The sequence below is a fragment of the Rathayibacter sp. YIM 133350 genome (assembly GCF_037404875.1).
In the GTDB taxonomy this organism is placed as follows: Bacteria; Actinomycetota; Actinomycetes; order Actinomycetales; family Microbacteriaceae; genus Orlajensenia.
Map to the genome: position 1 here is coordinate 68,760 of NZ_JBBELO010000007.1, position 21,593 is coordinate 90,352.

Here is a 21,593-nt window from a genome sequence, read left to right on the forward strand (position 1 = left end):
CTCTTACGAGGGCCTCACACCACGCCGACGGCCCGCCATGCCGTCTGCACGGCGCTGGTCTGGCTCGCGTCCGCGCCGAATCGCGCGGTGGCCGCGGCGATCGTGGCATCGGCGAACTGGGCGAAGGTCCCGTTGGTCGGTATGTCTTCGCCGGTCAGCGCGTCGTACCAGATCTGCCCGGCCTGCTCCCACGCGTGACCGCCGATGGCGGTGGCCACGAGGTAGAAGGCATGGTTGGGAATGCCCGAATTGATGTGCACGCCGCCGTTGTCGTCGTCGGTCTCGACGTACCCGCTCATGTGATCGGGCTGGGGGTCCTTGCCGAGCACGTCGTCGTCGTATGCGGTGCCGGGTGCCTTCATCGAGCGGAGTGCCACGCCCTGCACCTGGTCGGTGAACAGGCCCTCGCCGATCAGCCAGCTCGCCTGGTCGGCCCTCTGGCCCTTGGCATGCTGGGCGACCAGCGAGCCGAACACATCCGACACCGACTCGTTGAGCGCGCCGGCCTGCCCCTCGTATGCGAGACCGGCGGTCGCCTGTGTGACGCCGTGGGTCAGCTCGTGGCCGATCACGTCGACCGCGATGGTGAAGCGGTTGAAGACCTGGCCGTCGCCGTCGCCGAAGACCATCTGCTCCCCGTCCCAGAAGGCGTTGTCGTAGAGCTCGCCATAGTGCACGGTGGCCTTCAGGGGCAGGCCGCGGCCATCGATGGAGGAACGCTGGTACTGCTCCCAGTACAGCTCGAACGTCTGCCCGAGGCCGTCGTAGGCCTCGTTGACAGCGGCGTCGGCGGTGGGCGGCTCTCCCTCGCGCCGAACGACGCGACCGGGAACCTTCTCGGCGTGTTCGGCATCACCGATGGTGCGATCGGGGTGATCGGTCACCGCGTCGGATTCCGCGCGCATGCCGTTCAGTGGACGGTGGGGATGCGGCTCGGAGGTGCGCACGCCACGGAAGGGGTCGTCGCGCTCGAGCGACCGACGAGCCGCAGTGGCGGCCTCCTCGAAGCGCGGGTCTTCGACCTGCGCCAGCCGAGCCAGCAGGTACGGCGGCACGATGTGGCGGTGAGTATGCGTCATGTTCCCCCCAGTCATGCACCGAGCCTAATCGGAGCCGACGACATCGCGGCTGCTCCGTGGCCCAACTGCGCCGGAGCTGCTGGTAGACTCTTGAGGTTGCCGTCACGACGGCCGCGGATAAAGAGAGCTCGGGCATTCGGCTGCGAGCACCGCGCAACGAGAGAAAGAGGGATCCCACCTATGGCACTTGATGCAGATATCAAGAAGGCGATCATCGAAGAGTACGCGACGCACCCCGGTGACACCGGATCCCCCGAGGTTCAGATCGCGATTCTGACCAAGCGGATCAAGGATCTCACCGAGCACCTCAAGGAGCACAAGCACGACCACCACTCGCGTCGTGGCCTGCTGCTGCTCGTCGGCCAGCGCCGCCGTCTGCTCGGATACCTCTCCGACGTGGACATCAACCGTTACCGCGCTCTCATCGAGCGCCTCGGTCTTCGACGATAACGCGAACTTCTTCAGGACGGCCGTCACCCTCGGGTGGCGGCCGTTCTCGTTTGTCGTGAGCTCCGATCACCGCCGAGCGCGATAGGCGCGCACGGCCATCCGGTTTCCGCAGCGGGTACTGCAGAAGCGGCGCGAGCCGTTCTTTGAGGCATCGAAGAAGATGCCCTCGCAGTCGTCGGCGTCACAGCTGCGCAGCCTCTTCATCTCGTCGGACCGGATGACGTCGACGAGCGCCATCGCGGCCTCGACGAGGATGCGCTCGGCCAGGGGGGCGTTCGGCTCCGTCGCGTGGATGTGCCAGTCGACCGCGTCGTGACGCACCAACCGCGGAACAGCGCGGGAAGCCGCGAGGATCTCATTGACCTCGAGCGCGGCGGCGTCGCGATCCAGGGTCCACAACGAGCGCAAGCGGTACCGTAGCGACGCGACGGCCAAGCGTTCGGCCTCGTCGCCGTCCCGTCGTCCCGAGTACTGCCAGTGCTCGATGATCCGCGCGAGTTGGCCGGGGGTCGCGAGCTCATCGTCGCCGCTGTCCGAGGCCTCCGGGACGGTATCGGCGAGGGCCGCCATGAAGCTGAGGGCGGCATCCGTGTCATGGGTGAAAATCATTTGACTCCTGACGGAATGCAGGTCTAGTGTCATGAGCATAACGCGGTTGACTCATGACACGGGTTGTCCGCTTGAAGGTCCCATCGGAGGAAGCCGTGATCGAGAGCCGCAACCGAGCGTCATCGGGGGTCGTGCTCGGCCTCGCCGCGGCCCTCGCCTTCGGCGCCGGCGGAGCCTTCGTGAAGCCGCTGCTCGAAGCCGGCTGGTCGCCGGGAGCCGCTGTGCTGGCGCGCATCAGCGTCGCCGCGCTCGTGCTTCTCTACCCCGCCCTGCGGGCACTGCGCTTCGACGTGCGGCCGCTCTGGCGCGCGCGTTGGACCGTGCTGATCTATGCCGCCGTGGCCGTTGCGGGCACGCAGGTCGCGTTCTACGCGGCCATCGCGCGCATCCCGGTCGGCACGGCGCTGCTCATCGAGTACCTCGCACCGATCGCGCTCGTACTGCTCGCCTGGCTGCGCTCGCGCAGGGTGCCGCAGGTCGTCGTGCTGGCGGGCTCGGTGCTGGCGCTGCTGGGCCTCGTGCTCGTGATCGGGCCCGCCGGCGGGGGATTGGATGTCATCGGGCTGCTGTTCGCCGTTCTCGCGATGCTGGGCGTCGCCGTCTACTACGTCGTCGGCGCCCGTGTCGACGACGACGTCCCGCCCGTCGCTCTCGCCGGCAGCGGCTTCGTCCTGGGGGCGATGCTGCTGGGACTGGCCGGAGCATGCGGCGCGCTGCCGATGTCGGCCGACTTCGGCGAGGTCGCCTTCCTGGGCGGGCAGGCGCCGTGGTTCGTCCCGGTGCTCACGGTGGGCGTGCTCTCTACGGCCTTCGCCTATGTCGCCGGCATCGCCGCGATCGCCCGGCTCGGCACGCGACTGGCCTCGTTCCTTGGCCTCGCGGAGGTCGTCTTCGCGGCCATCCTCAGCTGGATGCTGCTCGGCGAGTCTCTCAGCGTCCCCCAGCTCTTCGGCGGCGCCCTCATTCTGGCGGGCATCGTCTGCGTGCGTCTCGAGCGCCCTGAGACGAACCGGCCGGGGAGCGTGGTGGGTGCGGCTGCGATGGATGAACCGGTGGTGCCCGAGCGCCCGGCACCTCGCCGTTCCTAGACTGGCTCCATGCGCTTCGGAATCATCATCCTGCCCCAGCACGACTGGCCGGAGGCCGAGCGCTACTGGCGCGGAGCCGAGGAGTGCGGATTCGATCACGCCTGGACCTACGACCACCTGAGCTGGCGGGGTCTCGCGGGGGAGCGCTGGCACGCGACCCTCCCCACGCTGACCGCCGCGGCGATGGTGACCAGCCGCATCCGCCTCGGCACGTTCGTCGCGTCGCCGAACTTCCGGCATCCGGTTCCGTTCGCCAAGGACATCGCGACCCTCGACCAGATCTCCGGTGGCCGGGTCGTTCTCGGGCTCGGCTCCGGCGGCACCGGATTCGATTCTCGGGTGCTCGGGCAGCCGGAGTACACGCCGCGGCAGCGCCTGCAACGCTTCACGGAGTTCGTCCGCGACCTCGACCGGCTGCTGCGCTTCGAGACCGAGGGCCCGCTCTCGTTCTCGGGCGAGTGGTTCACGGCCGACGGGGCGCGGATGGTGGGCGAACCCGCGCAGCACCCGCGGATGCCGTTCCTCATCGCCGCCGACGGCGAGCGCACCATGAGGCTCGCCGCCCGCTGGGGCCGGGGATGGGTGACCACCGGAGGCGGCGCCGAGGACCGCGAGCAGTGGTGGGCCCGGGTGGCCGAGCTTGCCGGCCGCATCGACGACGCGTGCGCGGCCGAGGACCGCGACCCCGCGAGCGTGGAGCGCTCACTGCTGCTGGACGGCGAGCACGGGTACTCCCTGCAGAGCGTCGCCGCCTTCGAAGACGACGTCGCGCGGGCGGCCGGCCTCGGGTTCACCGACGTCATGGCGCACTGGCCACGAACCTCCGGCCTCTACGCCGGCGACGAGGCCGTGCTCGACACGGTCGCCGAGCGCCTGCCAGGGCTTCGGGCACTGTCAACCCCCTCCTGAGCGTGCCGGCCTGGCCTAGCGTCGAAACTCCTGAGCATTCCGAGACCAAGGAGGAGGAGGACGCATGGCGAACGAACTGGATGGCAAGCGGGTCGCGTTCCTGATGACGGATGGCGTGGAGCAGGTGGAGTTCACCGCGCCGTGGCAGGCGGTGACGGATGCGGGAGCATCGGCGACGCTCGTCTCGTTGCAGGAAGGCGAGGTGCAGGGCTTCAACCACGTCGACAAGGGCGACACCTTCCCGGTCGATGCGGTCGTGGGAACGCTCGCCGCGAACGACTTCGACGCCCTCGTGCTGCCGGGCGGCGTGGTCAACGGCGATGCGCTGCGCATCGAGGAGAAGGCGCAGCAGTTCGTGCGGGGCTTCTTCGAAGAGCACAAGCCGGTCGGCGTGATCTGTCACGGTGGCTGGATACTGATCGACGCGGGCGTGGCATCCGGTCGCACCCTCACCTCCTGGCCCACGCTGCAGAGCGACCTGCGGAATGCCGGGGCGACGTGGGTCGACAAAGAGGTGCACGTCGACAACGGCCTGGTCTCCAGCCGCAAGCCCGACGACCTGCCGGCTTTCACGACCAAACTCGTCGAGGAGATCGCCGAGGGCGCGCACGCCGGCCAGACGGCCTGAGGGGCGCCGGCGTGAACACCTCCGAGTTGCTCGACGCGAACCTGCACGGGATCTTCGGGAACCGCGACGCGACCACACGACGCGCGACGGCCGAGAGCGCCTACGCCCCTGATGTCGTCTTCCTCGATCCCGAGGGCAGGCTCGAGGGTCGCGACGCCGTGCTCGAGAAGGCCGCCGCTCTGCTCGAGGGTGCCCCCGAGACCTTCGTATTCGCCGAGGACGGCCACCGCTACGTCTCCGACGGCACGGGCGCGCTCCCGTGGGCGTTCGGGCCGGAAGGCGAGCCGGTCGTGCGCGGCATCGACGTCATCACGGTGCACGACGGCGTCATCTCCTCGATCACGACGATCCTGCTCGAGGGCCAGACGACCTGAACTCAGACGGCCTGAACGCTGTGGCTTCACCGACCCGCGGGTCTACCTTGGTCTCGTGTACACGATGAACGTGTCCCTCGACCGGCGGATCGCCGGCGCCCAGGCGGTCGCCCACATCGTGCAGAGGCGCCGCTGATGATCAGGCGCATCGCCGAGGGCGTCCAGGTGCACGAGAGCGCGTGCATCCAGAGCAACGCCGTCATCGTGCAGGGTGAGGCGGGTGTCCTGCTCGTCGATCCGGGCATCACGCGCGGCGAGTTGGCGGCCATTGCGGGCGACCTGCGCGACCAGAGCCGGCCCGTCGTCGCGGGCTTCAGCACGCATCCCGATTGGGATCACGCGCTCTGGCATCCCGGCTTCGGCGATGCGCCGCGGTACGGCACCGCCCGCTGCGCCGCCTCGTTGGCCGCGCTGCTCTCCACGTCGGACTGGGAGTCCCGGGTGGCGCAGGTGCTGCCGCCGGAGTTCGCCGACGACATCCCGATGGAGCTGCTGGGGCGCATCACCGCCCTGCCCGAGGAGGCTGCCCTCCTGCCGTGGGAGGGCCCGCGCATCCGGATCATCGAGCATCAGGCGCATGCCGAGGGCCATGCGGCCCTGCTGGTCGAGGGCAGGGGCGTGCTCGTCGCCGGCGACATGCTCTCCGACGTGCTCGTTCCCATACTCGACCTCGACGCCGTGGATCCGATCGAGGACTACCTCGCCGCCCTGCGGCTGCTCGAGGGCGTGGCGGGCGAGGTGAGCGTCGTCGTTCCGGGCCACGGGTCCATCGGCGACGGCGACGACATGCTCGCGCGCATCGAGCGGGATCGCGCGTACGTGGAGGCGTTGCGGAGGAATGAGGATGCCACCGACCTGCGGATCGGGCCGGCCGCCTCGCCCGGATGGGAATGGGTGAGCGACGTGCACGCCTGGCAACGCCGGCGACTGACTCAGGGAGCGGGGCGATGAACCGCATCCTCTCGGGCGTGGAACTCGATGGACGGGTGCTGCTGCCCGGCGAGGACGGTTACGACGACGCGCGCACCGTCTGGAACGCGATGATCGATCATCGGCCGCGCGCGATCGTGCAGTGCGCGAGCGTCGCCGATGTTCAGGCGGCGGTGCGCGCCGCTCGGGACGACGACCTCGAGATCGGGGTGCGCTGCGGAGGCCACAGCGTCGTCGGACTCGCCGTGCCGCACGACGGCCTCATGATCGACCTCACGCCCCTCGCCGCGGTGCGCGTGGACCCCGCGCGTCGCCGGGCGCAGGTGCAGGGTGGTGCGCTCCTCGGGGCGCTCGACCGCGCGAGTCAGCTTCACGGGCTCGCGACGACCGCGGGCAACGTGTCGCACACCGGCGTCGGCGGCCTGACGCTCGGCGGCGGCATGGGCTGGCTGGCACGCCAGCACGGCCTCTCGTGCGACAACGTGCGATCCTTCGAGGTCGTCACGGCGGAAGGTGAAATCCTCACCGCGTCGGCGCAGGTGAACCCCGACCTCTTCTGGGCGCTGCGTGGCGGGGGAGGCAACTTCGGCGTGGTCACGCTGTTCGAGTTCGATCTCCATCCCGCTGGCACGCAGGCGCTCAGCGTCGAGCTCGACTTTCCCCGGCAGGCGGCGACCGCGGCGCTGCGACGCTGGCGCGACCTGAACGACGACGCCCCGAGGCAGGCCACCTTCCAGGCAACGGTGGACGGCGAGACCGTCAGCCTCGGATTCGTGTGGATCGGAGACCCGGATGCCGGCTCGGCATACGCGGAGCACCTCGCCGCCCTCGGGCGCCCCGTCGCCCGGCGCACCGTCGAACTGTCCTATCTCGAGCTCCAGAGCCGGGACGACAGCATCCGAGGCCACGCCCAGCGGCGTTACTGGAAGGGCCACTACTTTCGCGAGCTGCCCGACGCCGCCCTGGACGCGCTCCTCGAGCACGATCCCGGCGTGGCGGCGAGCCTGCAGGCCTACGGCGGAGCGATCGCCGAGATCCCCGATGAGGACACCGCGTTCGGAGGGCGCGACACGCTCTTCGAGTATGTCGCCGGAACCCGCTGGAGCGACCCCGGCGAGGATGCCGATCGCATCCAGCGTGCCCGGCTCTCGGCGTCGCGGTTGGCGCCGTTCGCGAGCGGCGTGTACGTCAACGTGCTCACGGATGAGGGCGCCGCCGGCATCCGCGCCGCCTACCCGGCCGCGAAGCTCGCCCGGCTGCGCTCGGTCAAGGCCGCGTGGGACCCGGACAACGTGTTCCACCTGAACCAGAACATCCCGCCGGCGGCCTGAGCGCCATCCCATGCGCCTCGCGAGGCTCGGCCGCGCCTCAGCCCGCCCGGCGGTAGCGGATGTGCGTGGCCAACGGCGAGTGCAGCACCTCGACCGGCTCATAGCCGAAGCTCTCGCTGCCGTCGAAGATCCGCTCGCCCGACCCGAGCAGCACAGGGGCGATGTCGAGCGTGAGCTCGTCAATCACCCCCGCAGCGAGCGCCTGACGCACGGTGCTGGCGCCACCCGCGATGTCGACGCCGCCCCCACCGGCCGCCTCGAGCGCCCGGGCGTACGCTGCGTCGAAGCCCTCGGTCACGAAATGGAACGTCGTACCGCCCTGCATCTGGATCGGCTCGTGCGCATGATGAGTGAGCACGAACACCGGTGCGTGATACGGCGGCTCCTCGCCCCACCATCCTCGCCATTCGCCGTCCCACTCGCCCCGGATGGGTCCGAACATGTTGCGGCCCATCACGTACGCGCCCCGCGGGCGCATGAGCCAGCCGGTGGCGATGCCGTCGGCATCGTTCGCGCGCTCATCGCCGATGTGCCAGCGATGCAGCTCGATCCCGCGCCTGCCGAGCCCCTGCTCGAGGCTCTGGTCGGGCCCGGCGACGAAGCCGTCGAGCGAGATGGACATGTGGCAGGTGGTGTCGGTCATCTGCGGCCCTTTCAACGATGCTCGGAAGAGTCGAGCAGTCGCCCGAATCTACCGGAGGTCGCGATGGCTCGAGAAGCGCTCGCCGCCCAGCCGCACGCGCGCGGGTGCCGCGGGCTCGGTAGCATGCGACTCATGCCCATCACACTGGAGAACGTCGGTATCGCCGTTCGCGACCTCGAAGCGACGATCGCCTTCTTCACCGACCTCGGTCTCACGGTCATGGGCCGTGACACGATCAGCGGTGCCTGGGCCGACACCGCCGTCGGCCTCGACGGCAACCACGCCAAGATCGCCGTGCTCCAGACCCCGGACGGGCATGGCCGACTCGAACTCTTCGAGTACATCCACCCGGATGCGATCCAGACCAGCCCCACCCTGCCGAACGAGATCGGCATGCACCGCGTCGCGTTCTCCGTCGACGACATCGATGAGGCGCTCGCCATCGCGGCCACGCACGGCTGCCATCCGCTTCGCGGCGTGGCGACCTACGAAGACGTCTACAAGCTCACGTACGTGCGTGGTCCGAGCGGCATCCTCGTGATGTTCGCCCAGGAACTGAAGAAGAGCTGACGACGGCCGCGCCGACGGCCGCAGTGCCGGTCACGCCGGCGCGCTAGCGTTGAGGGGTGACGGAACCGCGCTACAAGAACCTGCTGGTGTGGGAGCCCTTCCCCTTTCTCGTGCTCTTCGTGCTCGTGGTGGTCGCCGGGTCCATCCGACCCTCGGATGCGCCGGTCGCCTTCTGGATCGCCGCGGGACTGACACTCGTCGCGACCGTCTACTTCGTCGTCGCCTTCATCGTGCAGGGCCGGCGTTCCAAGGCGAACCCCGACGCGGAGGGCAATCTGCGCACCCTCGACGGGCTCACGCTCATCGAGTCGGCCCACAACGACGACGAGGTCGCCCCCTTCGTGGCCGTCGCCGACGTGCACCGCCACCAGGCGGCGATCGAGGTGACGCTCACCCGCGGCGGTGATCGTGTCAGCGCCGTGCTCGTTCCCAAGGCGAGTCGTTGGATGGGCCTGCGGTACCGCATCGGCGTCCAGCTCGTCGCGGGCTCCCAGGTGCGCCACGTCGGCTTCCTGCCCGACCAGGTCGAGCGGCGCTGGGCCGATCAGCTCGGGGAGCTCCGCCGTGCCAATCTCTTCGCCCAGGTGCCCGCGCGCATCCGCGGCTCGGCTCGTCCGTTCACGGTCGAGCTCGATGTCAGCGGGCTCGAGGACGCGATCGCCCGCCGCCGGGCCGGCACCGGCGCCTAGATGTGATGTCACCTAAAGGGGAGTCAGGAACGTGAGCTGCGAGCCGTCCTCGACGATGAGGTCACGCAGGGCCGCATTGAAGCGCGCGCCATGCTCGGTGTCCAGGTGCGCCTGGAAGGCGGCGCGATCGCGGTAGCACTCGAACACGAAGAACCGATGCGGCGCATCGGCCCGGCTGCAGGGATCGAAGGCTATGGTGCCGGGCTCGCGACGCACGTCGTTCGCGAACCCGGCGAGGAGGTCGCCCACCCGATGAGCCAGACCCGGGTGGGCTGTGAACTCCGCGAAGAGCACCACGGGGGCGCCGGCGTCGGCGCTCACGCCTTCTGTGCTCCGGTCATGATCGCCACGGCTTCGGTCATGGAGTGGGATTGCGGCGTGATGGTCGCCGCGCGCTTTCCCAGCCTCTGGATGTGGATGCGATCGGCGACCTCGAAGACCTGCGGCATGTTGTGGCTGATGAGGATCACGGGGATTCCCTTGTCACGCAGGTTCTTGACGAGTTGCAGCACCTGGTTCGACTCGCGCACGCCGAGCGCGGCGGTCGGCTCGTCGAGCACGACCACCTTCGACCCGAAGGCGGCAGCACGCGCCACCGCCACCGCCTGGCGCTGGCCTCCCGAGAGGTTCTCGACCGGCACCGTGACGTCTTGAAGGGTGCTGATGCCGAGTTCGTTGAGCTCGGCGCGCGCCGCGGCCCGCATGCCCTTCGCATCCACCACGCGGAAGAGTGATCCGAGGATGCCCTTCTTGCGCACCTCGCGGCCGAGGTAGAGATTGGCCGCGACGTCGAGTGCGGGCGAGACCGCGAGGTTCTGGTAGACGGTCTCGATGCCGGCTGCTCGCGCATCCTGCGGGCGCTTGAAGTGCACGGGCTTGCCGTCGAGGAAGATCTCGCCCTCGTCGGGCACCTCGGCTCCCGTCAGGCACTTGACCAGCGTCGACTTGCCGGCGCCGTTGTCGCCGATGATGGCCAGCACCTCGCCCGGGTAGAGCTGCAGGCTCACGCCGTCGAGCCCGACCACGCGACCGAAGGTCTTCACCAGGCGCCTCGCCTCGAGGATGGGGGAGCGTTCAGCCTGGGGGCCGGATGCCGGTGCCTGTTCCGCTGCGATTGTCATTTCCGTACCTTCCGAATCCACTGGTCGACCGCGACGGCGACGATGATGAGCACGCCCACGGCGAACGTCTGCCAGAGCACGTCCAGGCCCGCGAGCGAGAGGCCGTTACGGAACACGCCGACGATGAGGGCGCCGAGCAGGGTGCCCCAGACGGTGCCGCGACCGCCGAAGAGGCTCGTTCCGCCGATCACTACGGCGGTGATCGAGTCGAGGTTGAGGTCGACGCCGGCATTGGGTGAGGCCGCGTTCGAACGGCCGATCTGAATCCACGCCCCGATGGCGAGGATGGCGCCTGCGGCGAGATAGACGCTCATGAGCACACGGCTGACGCGGATGCCGGCCAGGCGGGCGGATTCGCGGTCGTCCCCGACGGCGTAGACGTGTCGGCCCCAGGCCGTCTTCTGCAGGATGAGGGCGATCACGATGTAGAGCACGAGCATCATGACCACGCCGATGGTGATGTTCACGCCGCCGATGTCGAAGGTCGTGCCCGTCCAGGTGAGCAGGTCGGGCATCTCGCCGCCACGCACCGTCGCCCCACCGGAGTACAGCAGCGTGAGGGCGACGAAGACGTTCAGCGTGCCGAGCGTGACGATGAACGGGGGCAGCTTGAACCGCGTGACGAGGAAGCCGTTGAACGCCCCGGCCGCGAGGCCCACGAGGAGGCCGAGCAGCAGGCCGAGCACGGCCGGCACGCCGGCCTGTGCGGTCGATTGGGCGATGACCATCGAACTCAGCACCATCACGGCGCCGACCGACAGGTCGATTCCCGCCGTGAGGATGATGAGCGTCTGTGCGATCGCGAGCGTTCCGACAACGGCGACCTGCTGCGTGATGAGCGAGAGGTTGGCGGGGTTGAGGAAGCGGTCGTTCAGGAGGCCGAAGACGATGATCGAGATCACCAGCACGACGGCCGGGCTGATCGCCGGGTAGCGATGCAGGAGGTTGCGGATGCGACTGAGTGGGGTGGTGCGGTCGAGGAACTCCTCGGCGAGGTCGAGATTGGCCGTCGCGACGGGCGGCTCCGTGGTGTGCTGACTCACAGCTGAACTCCGATGTTCTCGGGGCGGACGGTTCCTCCCGGGGGAGTGACCGCCCGCCCGCATTCGTCTCTGGTGGGATCAGCCCCAGCAGATGTCGCCCGCCTTGGCGGTGTCGATGGACTCGACGCCGTCCTGCGGGTCGTCCGTCACGAGCGCGACGCCCGTGTTGTAGAAGTCGAGCCCCTTGCTGACCTCCGGCTTCTTTCCGTCCTTCACGAGGTCGAAGATGGCCTGCACTCCGAGGTCGGCCATCTTCACCGGATACTGCTGGCTCGTGGCACCGATGACGCCCTTCTTGACGTTGTCCACTCCGGCGCAGCCGCCGTCGATCGAGACGACGATCAATCCGTCCGTCTTGTCGGCGGCCTTGAACGCCTGGTAGGCGCCGTAGGCAGCCGGCTCGTTGATCGTGTAGACGACGTTGATGTCGGGGTCCTGGCTCAGAAGGGTCTCCGCCGCGGTGCGGCCGCCGTCCTCCGCGCCTTGCGAGGCCTCGTTGCCGACGATCTCGTAGTCGCCGCCGCTGTAACTACCGGTCTTCTTCTCATCGCCGTTCTTGGCCTTGTCGCCGAGGTCGATGCCCATGCCGTTGAGGAACCCCTGGTCGCGGTTGACGTCGACGGAGACCACCTTGTCGTCGAACAGGTCGATCATCGCGATGGTGGCCTTCTTGCCGGCGAGCTTGGCCGCCGTCCACTTTCCGATGTCTTGGCCGGCGAGGTAGTTGTCGGTGGCGAACGTGATGTCGACGGCATCCGGATCCGACGGCGGGGTGTCGAGTGCGATCACGTAGAGCCCGGCATCGCGTGCCTTGGTCAGCGCATCCTCGACGCCGGGACCATTCGGGGTGATGAGGATGCCCTTGTCGCCCTTCGAGATGGCGTTCTCCACCGCCTGGATCTGGGTGTCCTCGTCGCCGTCCTCCTTGCCTGCCGCCAGGGTGAGGTTCACGCCGAGCTTCTTTGCCGCGGCCTTGGCACCGTCTTCCATGGCGACGAAGAAGGGGTTCGAGGTGGTCTTGACGATCAGCGAGACGCCGATGTCGTCGGAGGAGCCCGAGGCGCTCGAAGAGCCGCCGCCGGAGGAGCAGCCGGCGAGGGTGCCGATGGTGAGGGTGGCCGCGACGCCGACGGCGAGCAGTCGCCGGACGGGCGGGCGGAGGGCTGTGCGATTCATCGGGGAATCTCCTTGGTCGAGGTGGATGACATCGTTGTCTGACATCGATGTCAAGACTCAGGTTTAGAGCATTCCTGTTGTAGAGTCAAGACCATCACGGGCAATGGGAGGCGAATGTGACATCGTTGTCGAACCGCGACCACGCGGATGCCGACAGACGCAAACGGCCGACCATGCGCGATGTCGCCGCGCGCGCCGGGGTGGGCATCAAGACCGTCTCCCGGGTGATCAACGGCGAGCCGAACGTGTCGGCGAGCACCATCGAGCGAGTGAGGACCGCGGCACGGCAACTGGACTACCAACCCGACCTGCATGCCGGAAACCTGCGCCGGGCCGACGGGCGCACCCGTACGCTCGGGCTGCTCGTCGGCAACGTCGAGAACCCGTTCTCCGGCGCGCTGCACCGCGCCGTGGAGGAGGCGGCGCGCGACCGCGGCTTCGCCGTCTTCGCTTCGAGCCTGGACGACGAGGCCGAACGCGAGCAGGAGAGCATCTCGGCGTTCCTCCGTCGTCGCGTCGACGGCCTCATCCTCACCACCATCTCGCGGAGCCAGGCCTACCTGCTCCCCGAGCAGGAACGCGGAACGCCCCTCGTCTTCGTCGACCGCGAGCCCGTCGACCTCGTCGCGGACGCCGTCGTCAGCGACAACGCGGCCGGCATGGCCATAGCGACCCGCCACCTGATCGACCACGGGCACACCCGCATCGCGTATCTCGGGGATCGGCTCGAGATCCAGACGGCGCGCGAGCGACGTCGCGGGTTCATCGAGGAGATGGGGCGTGCAGGTCTGGACGCGCCCGACGAGTTCGTCGTGGCCGGCCTGGATGACGAGGCGAGCGCGGCCTCGGCGACGCTCAACCTGCTCGCGTCCGACCATCCGCCGACCGCGCTCGTCAGCGGCCAGAACCTCATCACGATCGGCGCGATCCGCGGCCTGCGTGCCCGCGGGCTGCAGGGCACGACAGCGCTCGTCGGTTTCGATGACATCTCGCTCGCCGACATGATCGAGCCCGGCTTGACCGTGATCGCCCAAGACCCTGCGCGCATCGGCGCGGTCGCGGCCGAGCGGCTGTTCGCCCGACTCGACGGCGACGACGCCCCGAGCGAGCGACTGATCGTGCCGACGCGCCTCATCGCGCGGGGAAGCGGGGAGATCCGTGCCCGAGAGTGAGAACCGCCGGGAGGCTGGCCGTGAGGCAGGCGCTGATGTGACGGCCGGAGGGCGTGTTCTCGTCGTCGGCGATGCGCTCATCGATGAGCTCCACGACGAGTCGGGGACGCGCGAGTTCGTGGGCGGCGCCGGTCTGAACGTCGCCGTCGGGCTGGCGGTGCTCGGCGTGCCGAGCACGTTGCTGGCGCAGGTGGCGACGGATGCCGCCGGGCACGAGATCCGCAGCTATCTCGAGCGGTTCGACGTCGAGCTGCTCACCGGTGAGGCACCGAACGGAACGGCCCGAGCGGTCTCGGAGCGGGTGGGCGGCGAGCCGCGCTATTCGTTCAATGAGGCGGCCCGTGAGCGCGTCTTCGACATCGGACGGGCGAAGGAGGCGATCGCCGCGGCGCCTGCGGTGGTCGTGAGCTGCTTCCCCTTCGACGACGCCGGCCAGGCGGCGGCGCTCGCTGCGGCGACGGCCGGATACGAGGTGATCGTCGACCCGAACCCGCGTGCGGGCATGATGCGCGACCGCGGCGCGTTCCTGGAGGGCTTCCGCAGGCTCGCCGCCGGTGCCACGCTCGTGAAGGTCGGCGACGAGGACGCCGCGCTGCTGCTGGGAGCGAGCCTGGATGATCTCGAGGACTTCGCCAGCGCGGCCGGCGCACGAGCCGTGCTGGCGACGGCCGGCGCTGCCGGCGCGCGCGTGCGACTGGCGGACGGAACCCGGGTGGATGCGCCCATCGCGCACCTCGACGGCGCGGTCATCGACACCATGGGGGCCGGGGACGCGACGCTCGCGGCATCCGTTCGCCGCATCGTGAACGCGGGGGTGCCGGGCGATGCAGAGGGTTGGCGCGAGCTGCTCGACGAGGCGATGGTGATCGCGGCGGCGACGGTGCGTGCCGAGGGAGCCCTCCTCCGTCGCCCGCAGGCAACCTAGGCACCCGCCCTTCCCAAAAGCGAGGACATCCCGAAAAGCGAGGCGATCTCGCGCGAAACGCGGCGTTTCGGCCTGCTGACGCGGCGAGTCCCGCGAGATCGCCTCGCTTTCGGGGGATCCGGCCAGGACGGGCCAGGCGCGCGGGTTAGAGCTCGCTGCGCTCGATCGATTCGATCGCGTCGTCGGTCTCGGCGTGGGCCTCCTGCTCGGCGATCTGGGCCCGCACCGCATCCATGTCGAGGTCGCGCACCTGGCCGATGAGGTCTTCGAGCACGGGTGCGGGGAGCGCTCCGGCCTGCGAGAACACGCCGATGCCGTCCTTGAAGACCATGAGCGTCGGGATCGACTGGATGCCCATGCCGCCCGCGATCTCACGCTCGGCCTCGGTGTCGACCTTCGCGAAGGTGATGTCGGGGTTCTTCTCCGAGGCGGCCTCGAACGTCGGGCCGAACTGGCGGCACGGGCCGCACCATTCCGCCCAGTAGTCGATGAGCACGATGCCCCCATCGGTGATCGTCTTCTCGAACGTCTCCATGTTCAGGTTCACGGTAGCCATCCCTCGAGTTTACGGGCGGATGCCGCTACATCCGCCGTGCTGCACTGTCAAACGCCTGAGGCCGCAACGCCCCGGACGCATAGCCTTGAGGAGCGCCCGCACCCGGCGCCTTCGAGAGGGGGAACCATGGCTCGCGCAGTGCAGTTCGACCGCTTCGGACCGACGGACGTGCTCGAGGTCGTGCATGTCGATCCGCCGCATGCCGGCCCAGGGGAGGTGCGTGTGCGCGTCGCCGCAGCGGGCCTGAACCCCGTCGACTGGAAGATCATCCGCTTCCGGCAGGTGGCCGAGGCGTACGGATGCCCGCGGCTACCGGCCGGGAACGGCAACGACTTCGCCGGCGTCATCGACGAGGTCGGCGACGGGGTCGAGGGGTGGAGCGTGGGGGATGAGGTCTTCGGCGGCCACCGCTTCTTTGCCCAGGCCGACTTCGCCGTCGTCCCCGCCGGGAAGCTCGTGCGCAAGCCGCGCGGCATCAGCTGGGAGCAGGCCGGAGCGCTCGACATCGTCGGTCGCACGGCGTGGGCATCCGTTCGCGCCATCGATCCGACGCCCGACGACACCGTGCTCGTGACGGCGGCGGCCGGCGGCGTCGGCGTGCTCGCCGCGCAGCTCGCCGTCGGCCGAGGCGCCCGCGTGATCGGCACGGCGAGCGAGGCCAACCACGAGTTCCTCGAACGCCTCGGCGTCACGCCCGTCACCTACGGCGAGGGGGCGGCCGATCGCATCCGTGCCGCAGCGCCGCAGGGCGTGACGGCGGTGCTCGACAACCAGGGAGAGGCCAGCATCGAGCTCGCCCTCGAGCTCGGCGTGCCGCGCGATCGCATCAACACCATCGCCGGCCGCGGGAGCGAGAAGACCGAGGGCATCCTGCAGGTCGGCGGCGCCCAGGCGAACCTCGGCGAGCTCGAGCACATGGCCCAGCTCATCGCCGACGGGCTCGTCTTCCCCATCGATTCCGTCTTTCCCGTCGAGCGCGTGCGGGAGGCCTACGCACGGCTCGAAGCCGGTCACGTGCGCGGAAAAGTGGTGCTCGCCTTCGAGTGATTCCCGGCGGATGCCGCCCGGCGACGTCATGCGCGCACCGCGGGAATAGATTCCGCCTGGATGCGTTACATCGGCCGTACATGCAAATGCATGGAAAAGGTGAGTGGACCAGGAGGCCACGAAATGCAGTTCGGCATCTTCACGGTGAGCGACATCACCGAGGACCCCACGACGGGTCGCACGCCGACCGAGGGCGAGCGCATCAAGGCGATCGTCGAGATCGCCAAGAAGACCGAAGAGGTCGGAATGGACGTCTTCGCGCTCGGTGAGCACCACAATCCGCCGTTCTTCTCTTCCTCGCCGACGACCACGCTGGCCTACATCGCGGCCCAGACCGAGCGGCTCATCCTCTCGACAGCCACGACGCTCATCACCACGAACGACCCGGTGAAGATCGCCGAGGACTACGCGATGCTGCAGCACCTGGCCGACGGCCGCGTCGACCTCACGCTCGGCCGCGGAAACACCGGCCCCGTCTATCCGTGGTTCGGCAAGGACATCCGCCAGGGCATCGAGCTCGCCATCGAGAACTACGCGCTGCTGCACCGCCTGTGGCGCGAGGACTACGTCGACTGGCAGGGCAGCTTCCGCACCCCGCTGCAGGGCTTCCAGTCCACGCCGCGTCCGCTGGATGAGGTTCCCCCGTTCGTCTGGCACGGCAGCATCCGTTCGCCCGAGATCGCCGAGCAGGCCGCCTACTACGGCGACGGCTTCTTCGCCAACAACATCTTCTGGCCCAAGGAGCACTACATGCGCCTGATCGGGCTGTACCGCCAGCGCTTCGAGCACTACGGACATGGCAGCGCCGACCAGGCGATCGTCGGCCTCGGCGGCCAGGTCTTCATGCGGGCCAAGTCGCAGGATGCTGTGAACGAGTTCCGCCCCTACTTCGACAATGCGCCGGTGTACGGCCACGGACCCTCGCTCGAGGAGTTCACCGAGATGACGCCGCTCACCGTCGGCAGCCCTCAGGAGGTCATCGACCGCTACATGTCGATGCGGGAATACTACGGCGACTACCAGCGCCAGCTCTTCCTCATGGATCACGCCGGCCTGCCGCTGAAGACGGTTCTCGAGCAGCTCGACATCCTCGGCGAGGAGGTCGTGCCGGTGCTGCGCCGCGAGCTCGACGCCAAGCGTCCCGCTCACGTGCCCGACGGTCCCACGCACGAGGCGATGGTGGCCCGCCGCAACGCCGAGCGCGTCGCCGCCCGTTCGAATGCCTCCGACGACGCGGCGGCATCCGCCGGGTCGACCGGAAGCAAGGGATCGGGCGCTGCGTTCGGTCTCGTCTCGAAGGGAGCATGAGCATGACCACCAAGCGACTCGCCGTCCTCTCCGCGGGACTCAGCCAGCCCTCATCGACCCGGCTGCTCGCCGACCGGCTTGCCGATGCCACCGTCGCCCGTCTGCGCGACGTGCACGGCGTCGAGGCGGAGGTGAGCGTGATCGAGTTGCGTGACATCGCCCGCGACGTCACGAACAACCTCATCACCGGATTCCCGAGCCCCACCCTCGAGACGAGCATCGAGAAGGTCACGGGTGCCGACGGTCTCATCGCCGTCAGCCCGATCTTCTCGGCGAGCTACAGCGGCCTCTTCAAGTCGTTCATCGACGTGCTCGACCCGAAGTCGCTCGAGGGCATGCCCGTGCTCCTCGGCGCGACCGGCGGCTCGCCCCGGCACTCGCTCGCGCTCGACCACGCACTGCGGCCGCTGTTCAGCTACCTGCATGCCGTTGCCGTTCCGACCGGCGTCTACGCCGCCGCTGAGGACTGGGGCAGCGTCTCGGATTCGGTGCGGCCCCTGCCCGACCGCATCGAGCGCGCCGCCAGCGAGCTCGCTCCGCTGATCGCCGCATCCGACCGGTCGCAGCACATGCGCGACGCGTTCGCGCTCGACGCCGGCTTCAGCGTCACGGGCGGCTTCTCAGCGCAGTAGGCCGCCTCCCCGAAAAGCGAGGAGATTCCGAAAAGCGAGGAGATTCGCATGACACGCCGTCCGTTCGGGGCGGCGTGTCGGCGTGTCGGCCAAAATCGCCTCGCTTCTCGGAATCTCCTCGCTTTTCGGAAAGGGCGGCGGGGAACCGGAGGGGCGAGGGGCTCAGCCGCCGCTCTTCCGGCGGAACTCCTGGCGGTTGTCGGCGCTTCCGTGCGCGTGGTTGATCGGCGAGCCGCCGTCGAGATGCGCCTCGCCCTTCCGCGACGAGCGCGCGTTCTTCTTCTCCAGCGCCTCCCGGAACTTGCGCTTCACGTCGTCGGATGCCGCTTCGGGCTTCTGTTCGGAATCCATGGCTCCAGATTACGCCTCACCCGACGGGCTCGCTGGGCCCGCCGTGTCGGCCGGAACAACGGCTGCGGATGCCGCGCGCGCCGCCTTGCCGGCGGCAAGACGTGCAGAGACCGCATCCACGAGCAGGCCGACGAGCACGGCCACGACGACCGAGACGATGATGGCTAGCAACGGGGTGGCCGAGAGGGCTGCCCCCACGGTGGCGCCCACCGCGGTGTTGTAGACGGCCCACGCCAGCCCGGCCCCAGCCGAGAGCGGGAGGTAGCGCCGCAGCGCGAGCCCGCTCGATCCCGCCGCGAGGTTCACCGCGATGCGCGCGAACGGCACGTACCGCGCGGTGAAGACGAGCACCGCGGCGCGTCGGTGGATGCCGAGCCGCGCGCGGTCGATGGCCCGCCCGATGCGGCCCCTCCGCTGCCAGGCCCACCGGTCCAGGCCCACCTCTCGTCCGAGAAGAAAGCACGCGAGATCGCCGGTGAGCGCTCCGGCGGCCGCGATGGGGATCACGATCGCGGGGGAGGGAGCACCCGTCGCCGCCCAGAGGGCCCCGAGCGTGACGATGAAGGTCTCGCTCGGCAGTACGACGAGAAAGGCGTCTCCCACCACGAGCGCGAACAGCGCGGGGTAGAGCCACGGCGAGGCCGCGATGTGTTCGAGCCACGCCTGATCCACGACTGTGTTCTAGCGCGCACAGGTGAACGGAGAGCGACACCGTGCCGCCGGCGTCCTCGGAACGGGGGTAACGCGAGCGGTACACCTCGTGAATCCTTCGCCGAGAGGGGTTGTCGGCCATCCTGCGGCCATCTCGGGCGAGCATCCTGACGGCGTGAGAGTCGTACTGTTCGCAGAGTCCTTCCTCCCGCACATGAATGGCGTGACGCACTCCCTCCTGCAGGTTCTGCGCCACCTGGAATCCCGAGGCGACGAGGCGCTCGTCGTCGCTCCGAAGTCGGGCCCGATCGACCAGGGCCTGCACGGCGCCGCCACGGCCCTGTTGCGCTCCGTGCCCTTGCCTTCCTACCCCGAGGTTCGCCTCACCTTCGCCCGGGCCGGTCGCCTCGCGGGCATCATCGAGCAGTTCCGGCCCGACGTGGCGCACCTCGCGTCGCCCTTCGTGCTCGGATGGCAGGCCGTCCGCGCCGCCGAACACCTCGGCGTGCCGACGGTGGCGATCTACCAGACCGATATCGCCGGGTATGCCGAGCGCTACGGCATCCCCGGTGCCGCCCCAGCGCTCGCCCGGCACGTGGCGCGGCTGCACGCCCGCGCCACCCTGACCCTCGCGCCCTCCACTGCATCCGTCGCCCAACTCGAGGCGCTCGGAGTGCCGCACATCCGCACGTGGGCGCGCGGGGTGGATGCGCAGCGCTTCCAGCCCGCCCGACGAAGCGAGAGCTGGCGGGCGGCCGTAGCACCGGCCGGTGAGGTGCTCGTGGGGTACGTCGGCCGCCTCGCCGCCGAGAAGCAGGTGGAGGACCTGCGCGCGATCACCGACCTTCCCGGTACCCGCCTCGTCGTCATCGGCGACGGACCTTCCCGGCCCGCTCTGGAACGGATGCTGCCCAGCGCACTGTTCACCGGCTTCCTCGCCGGTGACGAGCTCGCGCAGGCTCTCGCGAGCCTGGACGTGTTCGTGCACCCGGGCGAGACCGAGACCTTCTGCCAGAGCGTGCAGGAAGCGCTCGCCAGCGGGGTGCCCGTGGTCGCGACCGGCAGCGGCGGCCCTCTCGACCTCGTGCACAGCAGCGTGACCGGATGGCTCTACGAACCCGGCAACCTCGCCGAACTGCGTGCCCGCGTGCTCGACCTCGCCGGTGACGGCGCGAAGCGCCGCGCCTTCGGAGCCGCCGCGCGGGCATCGGTCGCCGATCGCAGCTGGAGCAGTCTGGGCGAGGAACTCATCGGCCACTACCGCGACGCCATCGCGACGCGCGTGCCGGCAGCGACAGCCGCTCCCTCGCCCGCCCCCTCAGGGCCGCGGTCCGTGAGCCTGCGCGACCGGCCGGTCGCCAAGGCCGCATCCGTCGGCGCCGTTGCGGGCGCGCCCCTTCAGCCGCCGTGGAAGCGCTACGTCGCCCTGGGCGACTCGCTGACCGAAGGGCTGTGCGACACCTCGCGGATGCCGGCCGGCCAGTACCGGGGCTGGGCCGACCGGCTCGCCCTGCTGCTCGCGTACTCGAGACCGGCGACCGATCCGCTGCGCTACGCGAATCTCGCCGTGCGCTCACGGCGCACGGCCGAGGTGATCACCGAGCAGATGCCGCAGGCCATCGAGCTCGGAGCCGACCTGGTCTCGGTACTCGTCGGCGGCAACGACCTCGTCAAGCCGCACGTCGATCCGCGGGTCACGGCCGACATCCTCGCCGAGGGCATCGGGCGCCTCGTGGCGCCGGCCCGCGACGTGCTCGTCGTCACGGCCTTCAGCCCTCGTCGCCCGTACCTGGGCGCGCTGGATGCCCGCTTCGCGGCCTTCAATGAGCGGCTGGTGGATGCCATCGACGGCACCGGCGCGATCGTGCTCGACACGCGCAGTTTCGAGCAGCTGCGCGCTCCCGAGATGTGGGCCGCCGATCGCGTGCACCTGAACTCACGTGGCCATCGCGCCCTCGCGTACACCGCCGGAACGATGCTCGGCGTACCGGATGCGCAGACCCTCGGCGGCCTCGAGTTGGCGGTGCACGAGGAGAGCGTGCACGCCACGGAGGAGGCGGCCGTGCCCACGGGTCGATGGCTCGTCGCGCACGCCGCGCCGTGGGCGCTCCGGCGCTTGCGCGGGCACACCGCCGGCGAGGGCCGCGCCGCAAAGCACGACGCCCTCGTGGCGCTCGCGCGCGGCGCCGAGAGGCCCTCTGAGGCGGGTCTCTGCTAGTGTTGGTGTGGCCCACATGTGGGCTGCTCACAATTGAAGAGAGCACCAACGGAGCAGGCTGGCAGGATGCTGGTCCCCTGTGGTGGCTTACCA

The 21,593-nt window shown here is 69.5% G+C and carries 25 protein-coding genes; 15 read left to right on the forward strand and 10 right to left on the reverse strand.

The window, feature by feature from the left end; all coding sequences use genetic code 11:
• Window positions 1-14 precede the first annotated feature (14 nt).
• Window positions 15-1,094 carry a M4 family metallopeptidase gene (locus tag WDJ51_RS01265; RefSeq protein WP_337850605.1) on the reverse strand — a complete coding sequence of 360 codons (1,080 nt, stop codon included), beginning with the start codon at window positions 1,092-1,094 and terminating at the stop codon, window positions 15-17.
• A 165-nt stretch (window positions 1,095-1,259) separates the two neighbouring features.
• On the opposite strand from WDJ51_RS01265, the gene rpsO reads away from it, so the two are divergent.
• Complete coding sequence (gene rpsO / locus WDJ51_RS01270) at window positions 1,260-1,529, forward strand: 30S ribosomal protein S15 (protein ID WP_337850606.1); 270 nt, start codon at window positions 1,260-1,262, stop codon at window positions 1,527-1,529.
• 66 nt (window positions 1,530-1,595) lie between these two features.
• On the opposite strand, the gene WDJ51_RS01275 is transcribed toward rpsO, so the two are convergent.
• Window positions 1,596-2,138: a CGNR zinc finger domain-containing protein gene (locus WDJ51_RS01275; protein WP_337850607.1), complete on the reverse strand. Its 543-nt coding sequence runs from the start codon at window positions 2,136-2,138 to the stop codon at window positions 1,596-1,598.
• A gap of 95 nt (window positions 2,139-2,233) precedes the next feature.
• Here WDJ51_RS01275 and WDJ51_RS01280 point away from each other — a divergent pair, with 95 nt between their 5' ends.
• From WDJ51_RS01280 to WDJ51_RS01305, 6 genes are all read left to right on the forward strand, one after another.
• On the forward strand, window positions 2,234-3,226 hold the full coding sequence (locus WDJ51_RS01280; protein ID WP_337850608.1) for an EamA family transporter: 993 nt from the start codon (window positions 2,234-2,236) through the stop codon (window positions 3,224-3,226).
• A 9-nt stretch (window positions 3,227-3,235) separates the two neighbouring features.
• Window positions 3,236-4,135 carry an LLM class flavin-dependent oxidoreductase gene (locus tag WDJ51_RS01285; RefSeq protein ID WP_337850609.1) on the forward strand — a complete coding sequence of 300 codons (900 nt, stop codon included), beginning with the start codon at window positions 3,236-3,238 and terminating at the stop codon, window positions 4,133-4,135.
• A 64-nt stretch (window positions 4,136-4,199) separates the two neighbouring features.
• Complete coding sequence (locus WDJ51_RS01290) at window positions 4,200-4,763, forward strand: type 1 glutamine amidotransferase domain-containing protein (RefSeq protein ID WP_337850610.1); 564 nt, start codon at window positions 4,200-4,202, stop codon at window positions 4,761-4,763.
• An 11-nt stretch (window positions 4,764-4,774) separates the two neighbouring features.
• Complete coding sequence (locus WDJ51_RS01295) at window positions 4,775-5,137, forward strand: nuclear transport factor 2 family protein (protein WP_337850611.1); 363 nt, start codon at window positions 4,775-4,777, stop codon at window positions 5,135-5,137.
• Window positions 5,138-5,272: 135 nt separating this feature from the next.
• The gene (locus WDJ51_RS01300) at window positions 5,273-6,088 is read left to right on the forward strand and encodes an MBL fold metallo-hydrolase (protein ID WP_337850612.1); all 816 of its coding nucleotides are present in this window, start codon (window positions 5,273-5,275) and stop codon (window positions 6,086-6,088) included.
• Entirely contained in the window at window positions 6,085-7,398 is a 1,314-nt protein-coding gene (locus tag WDJ51_RS01305) for an FAD-binding oxidoreductase (protein ID WP_337850613.1), read from the forward strand. Before WDJ51_RS01300 ends, WDJ51_RS01305 begins: the two co-directional genes overlap by 4 nt.
• A gap of 37 nt (window positions 7,399-7,435) precedes the next feature.
• Here WDJ51_RS01305 and WDJ51_RS01310 read toward each other — a convergent pair whose 3' ends face one another.
• Window positions 7,436-8,041: a dihydrofolate reductase family protein gene (locus WDJ51_RS01310; protein ID WP_337850614.1), complete on the reverse strand. Its 606-nt coding sequence runs from the start codon at window positions 8,039-8,041 to the stop codon at window positions 7,436-7,438.
• 132 nt (window positions 8,042-8,173) lie between these two features.
• On the opposite strand from WDJ51_RS01310, the gene WDJ51_RS01315 reads away from it, so the two are divergent.
• Both WDJ51_RS01315 and WDJ51_RS01320 read left to right on the forward strand, forming a co-directional pair.
• Complete coding sequence (locus WDJ51_RS01315) at window positions 8,174-8,611, forward strand: VOC family protein (RefSeq protein ID WP_337850615.1); 438 nt, start codon at window positions 8,174-8,176, stop codon at window positions 8,609-8,611.
• 56 nt (window positions 8,612-8,667) lie between these two features.
• Window positions 8,668-9,300: a hypothetical protein gene (locus WDJ51_RS01320; protein WP_337850616.1), complete on the forward strand. Its 633-nt coding sequence runs from the start codon at window positions 8,668-8,670 to the stop codon at window positions 9,298-9,300.
• 12 nt (window positions 9,301-9,312) lie between these two features.
• On the opposite strand, the gene WDJ51_RS01325 is transcribed toward WDJ51_RS01320, so the two are convergent.
• The 4 genes from WDJ51_RS01325 to WDJ51_RS01340 all read right to left on the reverse strand — a co-directional run bounded on the left by WDJ51_RS01325 (window position 9,313) and on the right by WDJ51_RS01340 (window position 12,640).
• Window positions 9,313-9,621: a putative quinol monooxygenase gene (locus tag WDJ51_RS01325; RefSeq protein WP_337850617.1), complete on the reverse strand. Its 309-nt coding sequence runs from the start codon at window positions 9,619-9,621 to the stop codon at window positions 9,313-9,315.
• Window positions 9,618-10,421, reverse strand: coding sequence for an ATP-binding cassette domain-containing protein (locus WDJ51_RS01330; RefSeq protein ID WP_337850618.1), 804 nt, complete (start codon window positions 10,419-10,421; stop codon window positions 9,618-9,620). The genes WDJ51_RS01325 and WDJ51_RS01330 overlap by 4 nt, the downstream gene beginning before the upstream one ends.
• Window positions 10,418-11,464 carry an ABC transporter permease gene (locus WDJ51_RS01335; protein ID WP_337850619.1) on the reverse strand — a complete coding sequence of 349 codons (1,047 nt, stop codon included), beginning with the start codon at window positions 11,462-11,464 and terminating at the stop codon, window positions 10,418-10,420. Before WDJ51_RS01335 ends, WDJ51_RS01330 begins: the two co-directional genes overlap by 4 nt.
• A 78-nt stretch (window positions 11,465-11,542) precedes the next feature.
• Complete coding sequence (locus WDJ51_RS01340; RefSeq protein ID WP_337850620.1) at window positions 11,543-12,640, reverse strand: substrate-binding domain-containing protein; 1,098 nt, start codon at window positions 12,638-12,640, stop codon at window positions 11,543-11,545.
• A gap of 173 nt (window positions 12,641-12,813) precedes the next feature.
• Here WDJ51_RS01340 and WDJ51_RS01345 point away from each other — a divergent pair, with 173 nt between their 5' ends.
• Together WDJ51_RS01345 and WDJ51_RS01350 are read left to right on the forward strand one after the other, a co-directional pair.
• Window positions 12,814-13,812 carry a LacI family DNA-binding transcriptional regulator gene (locus WDJ51_RS01345; RefSeq protein ID WP_337850688.1) on the forward strand — a complete coding sequence of 333 codons (999 nt, stop codon included), beginning with the start codon at window positions 12,814-12,816 and terminating at the stop codon, window positions 13,810-13,812.
• A complete protein-coding gene (locus WDJ51_RS01350; protein WP_337850621.1) occupies window positions 13,799-14,737 on the forward strand; it encodes a PfkB family carbohydrate kinase in 939 nt (312 codons plus the stop codon). The genes WDJ51_RS01345 and WDJ51_RS01350 overlap by 14 nt, the downstream gene beginning before the upstream one ends.
• 145 nt (window positions 14,738-14,882) lie before the next feature.
• Here the strand turns inward: WDJ51_RS01350 and trxA are convergent, their stop codons facing one another.
• Window positions 14,883-15,293 (reverse strand): thioredoxin, encoded by a 411-nt coding sequence (gene trxA, locus WDJ51_RS01355; RefSeq protein ID WP_337850622.1) that lies wholly within the window; start codon window positions 15,291-15,293, stop codon window positions 14,883-14,885.
• A gap of 126 nt (window positions 15,294-15,419) precedes the next feature.
• Between trxA and WDJ51_RS01360 the strand changes: the two genes are divergently transcribed.
• The 3 genes from WDJ51_RS01360 to WDJ51_RS01370 all read left to right on the forward strand — a co-directional run bounded on the left by WDJ51_RS01360 (window position 15,420) and on the right by WDJ51_RS01370 (window position 18,280).
• Entirely contained in the window at window positions 15,420-16,340 is a 921-nt protein-coding gene (locus tag WDJ51_RS01360; protein ID WP_337850623.1) for an NADP-dependent oxidoreductase, read from the forward strand.
• 123 nt (window positions 16,341-16,463) lie between these two features.
• Entirely contained in the window at window positions 16,464-17,648 is a 1,185-nt protein-coding gene (locus WDJ51_RS01365) for an LLM class flavin-dependent oxidoreductase (RefSeq protein ID WP_337850624.1), read from the forward strand.
• Between the two features lie 2 nt (window positions 17,649-17,650).
• Complete coding sequence (locus WDJ51_RS01370; RefSeq protein WP_337850625.1) at window positions 17,651-18,280, forward strand: FMN reductase; 630 nt, start codon at window positions 17,651-17,653, stop codon at window positions 18,278-18,280.
• A gap of 162 nt (window positions 18,281-18,442) precedes the next feature.
• On the opposite strand, the gene WDJ51_RS01375 is transcribed toward WDJ51_RS01370, so the two are convergent.
• Both WDJ51_RS01375 and WDJ51_RS01380 read right to left on the reverse strand, forming a co-directional pair.
• The gene (locus WDJ51_RS01375; RefSeq protein ID WP_337850626.1) at window positions 18,443-18,631 is read right to left on the reverse strand and encodes a DUF5302 domain-containing protein; all 189 of its coding nucleotides are present in this window, start codon (window positions 18,629-18,631) and stop codon (window positions 18,443-18,445) included.
• A 9-nt stretch (window positions 18,632-18,640) separates the two neighbouring features.
• Window positions 18,641-19,303, reverse strand: coding sequence for a DedA family protein (locus WDJ51_RS01380; RefSeq protein ID WP_337850627.1), 663 nt, complete (start codon window positions 19,301-19,303; stop codon window positions 18,641-18,643).
• Window positions 19,304-19,457: 154 nt separating this feature from the next.
• Between WDJ51_RS01380 and WDJ51_RS01385 the strand changes: the two genes are divergently transcribed.
• A complete protein-coding gene (locus tag WDJ51_RS01385; protein ID WP_337850628.1) occupies window positions 19,458-21,500 on the forward strand; it encodes a glycosyltransferase in 2,043 nt (680 codons plus the stop codon).
• The last annotated feature ends 93 nt before the right edge of the window (window positions 21,501-21,593 follow it).

Bases quoted from the DNA above. Each gene is read 5' to 3' on its own strand.
- WDJ51_RS01375 (WP_337850626.1), bottom strand. From the start codon at position 18,631: ATGGATTCCGAACAGAAGCCCGAAGCGGCATCCGACGACGTGAAGCGC.
- WDJ51_RS01305 (WP_337850613.1), top strand. From the start codon at position 6,085: ATGAACCGCATCCTCTCGGGCGTGGAACTCGATGGACGGGTGCTGCTG.
- WDJ51_RS01265 (WP_337850605.1), bottom strand. From the start codon at position 1,094: ATGACTGGGGGGAACATGACGCATACTCACCGCCACATCGTGCCGCCG.
- WDJ51_RS01340 (WP_337850620.1), bottom strand. From the start codon at position 12,640: ATGAATCGCACAGCCCTCCGCCCGCCCGTCCGGCGACTGCTCGCCGTC.
- rpsO (WP_337850606.1), top strand. From the start codon at position 1,260: ATGGCACTTGATGCAGATATCAAGAAGGCGATCATCGAAGAGTACGCG.
- WDJ51_RS01360 (WP_337850623.1), top strand. From the start codon at position 15,420: ATGGCTCGCGCAGTGCAGTTCGACCGCTTCGGACCGACGGACGTGCTC.
- WDJ51_RS01365 (WP_337850624.1), top strand. From the start codon at position 16,464: ATGCAGTTCGGCATCTTCACGGTGAGCGACATCACCGAGGACCCCACG.
- WDJ51_RS01290 (WP_337850610.1), top strand. From the start codon at position 4,200: ATGGCGAACGAACTGGATGGCAAGCGGGTCGCGTTCCTGATGACGGAT.
- WDJ51_RS01300 (WP_337850612.1), top strand. From the start codon at position 5,273: ATGATCAGGCGCATCGCCGAGGGCGTCCAGGTGCACGAGAGCGCGTGC.
- WDJ51_RS01275 (WP_337850607.1), bottom strand. From the start codon at position 2,138: ATGATTTTCACCCATGACACGGATGCCGCCCTCAGCTTCATGGCGGCC.
- WDJ51_RS01370 (WP_337850625.1), top strand. From the start codon at position 17,651: ATGACCACCAAGCGACTCGCCGTCCTCTCCGCGGGACTCAGCCAGCCC.
- WDJ51_RS01345 (WP_337850688.1), top strand. From the start codon at position 12,814: ATGCGCGATGTCGCCGCGCGCGCCGGGGTGGGCATCAAGACCGTCTCC.
- WDJ51_RS01310 (WP_337850614.1), bottom strand. From the start codon at position 8,041: ATGACCGACACCACCTGCCACATGTCCATCTCGCTCGACGGCTTCGTC.
- WDJ51_RS01285 (WP_337850609.1), top strand. From the start codon at position 3,236: ATGCGCTTCGGAATCATCATCCTGCCCCAGCACGACTGGCCGGAGGCC.
- trxA (WP_337850622.1), bottom strand. From the start codon at position 15,293: ATGGCTACCGTGAACCTGAACATGGAGACGTTCGAGAAGACGATCACC.
- WDJ51_RS01330 (WP_337850618.1), bottom strand. From the start codon at position 10,421: ATGACAATCGCAGCGGAACAGGCACCGGCATCCGGCCCCCAGGCTGAA.
- WDJ51_RS01315 (WP_337850615.1), top strand. From the start codon at position 8,174: ATGCCCATCACACTGGAGAACGTCGGTATCGCCGTTCGCGACCTCGAA.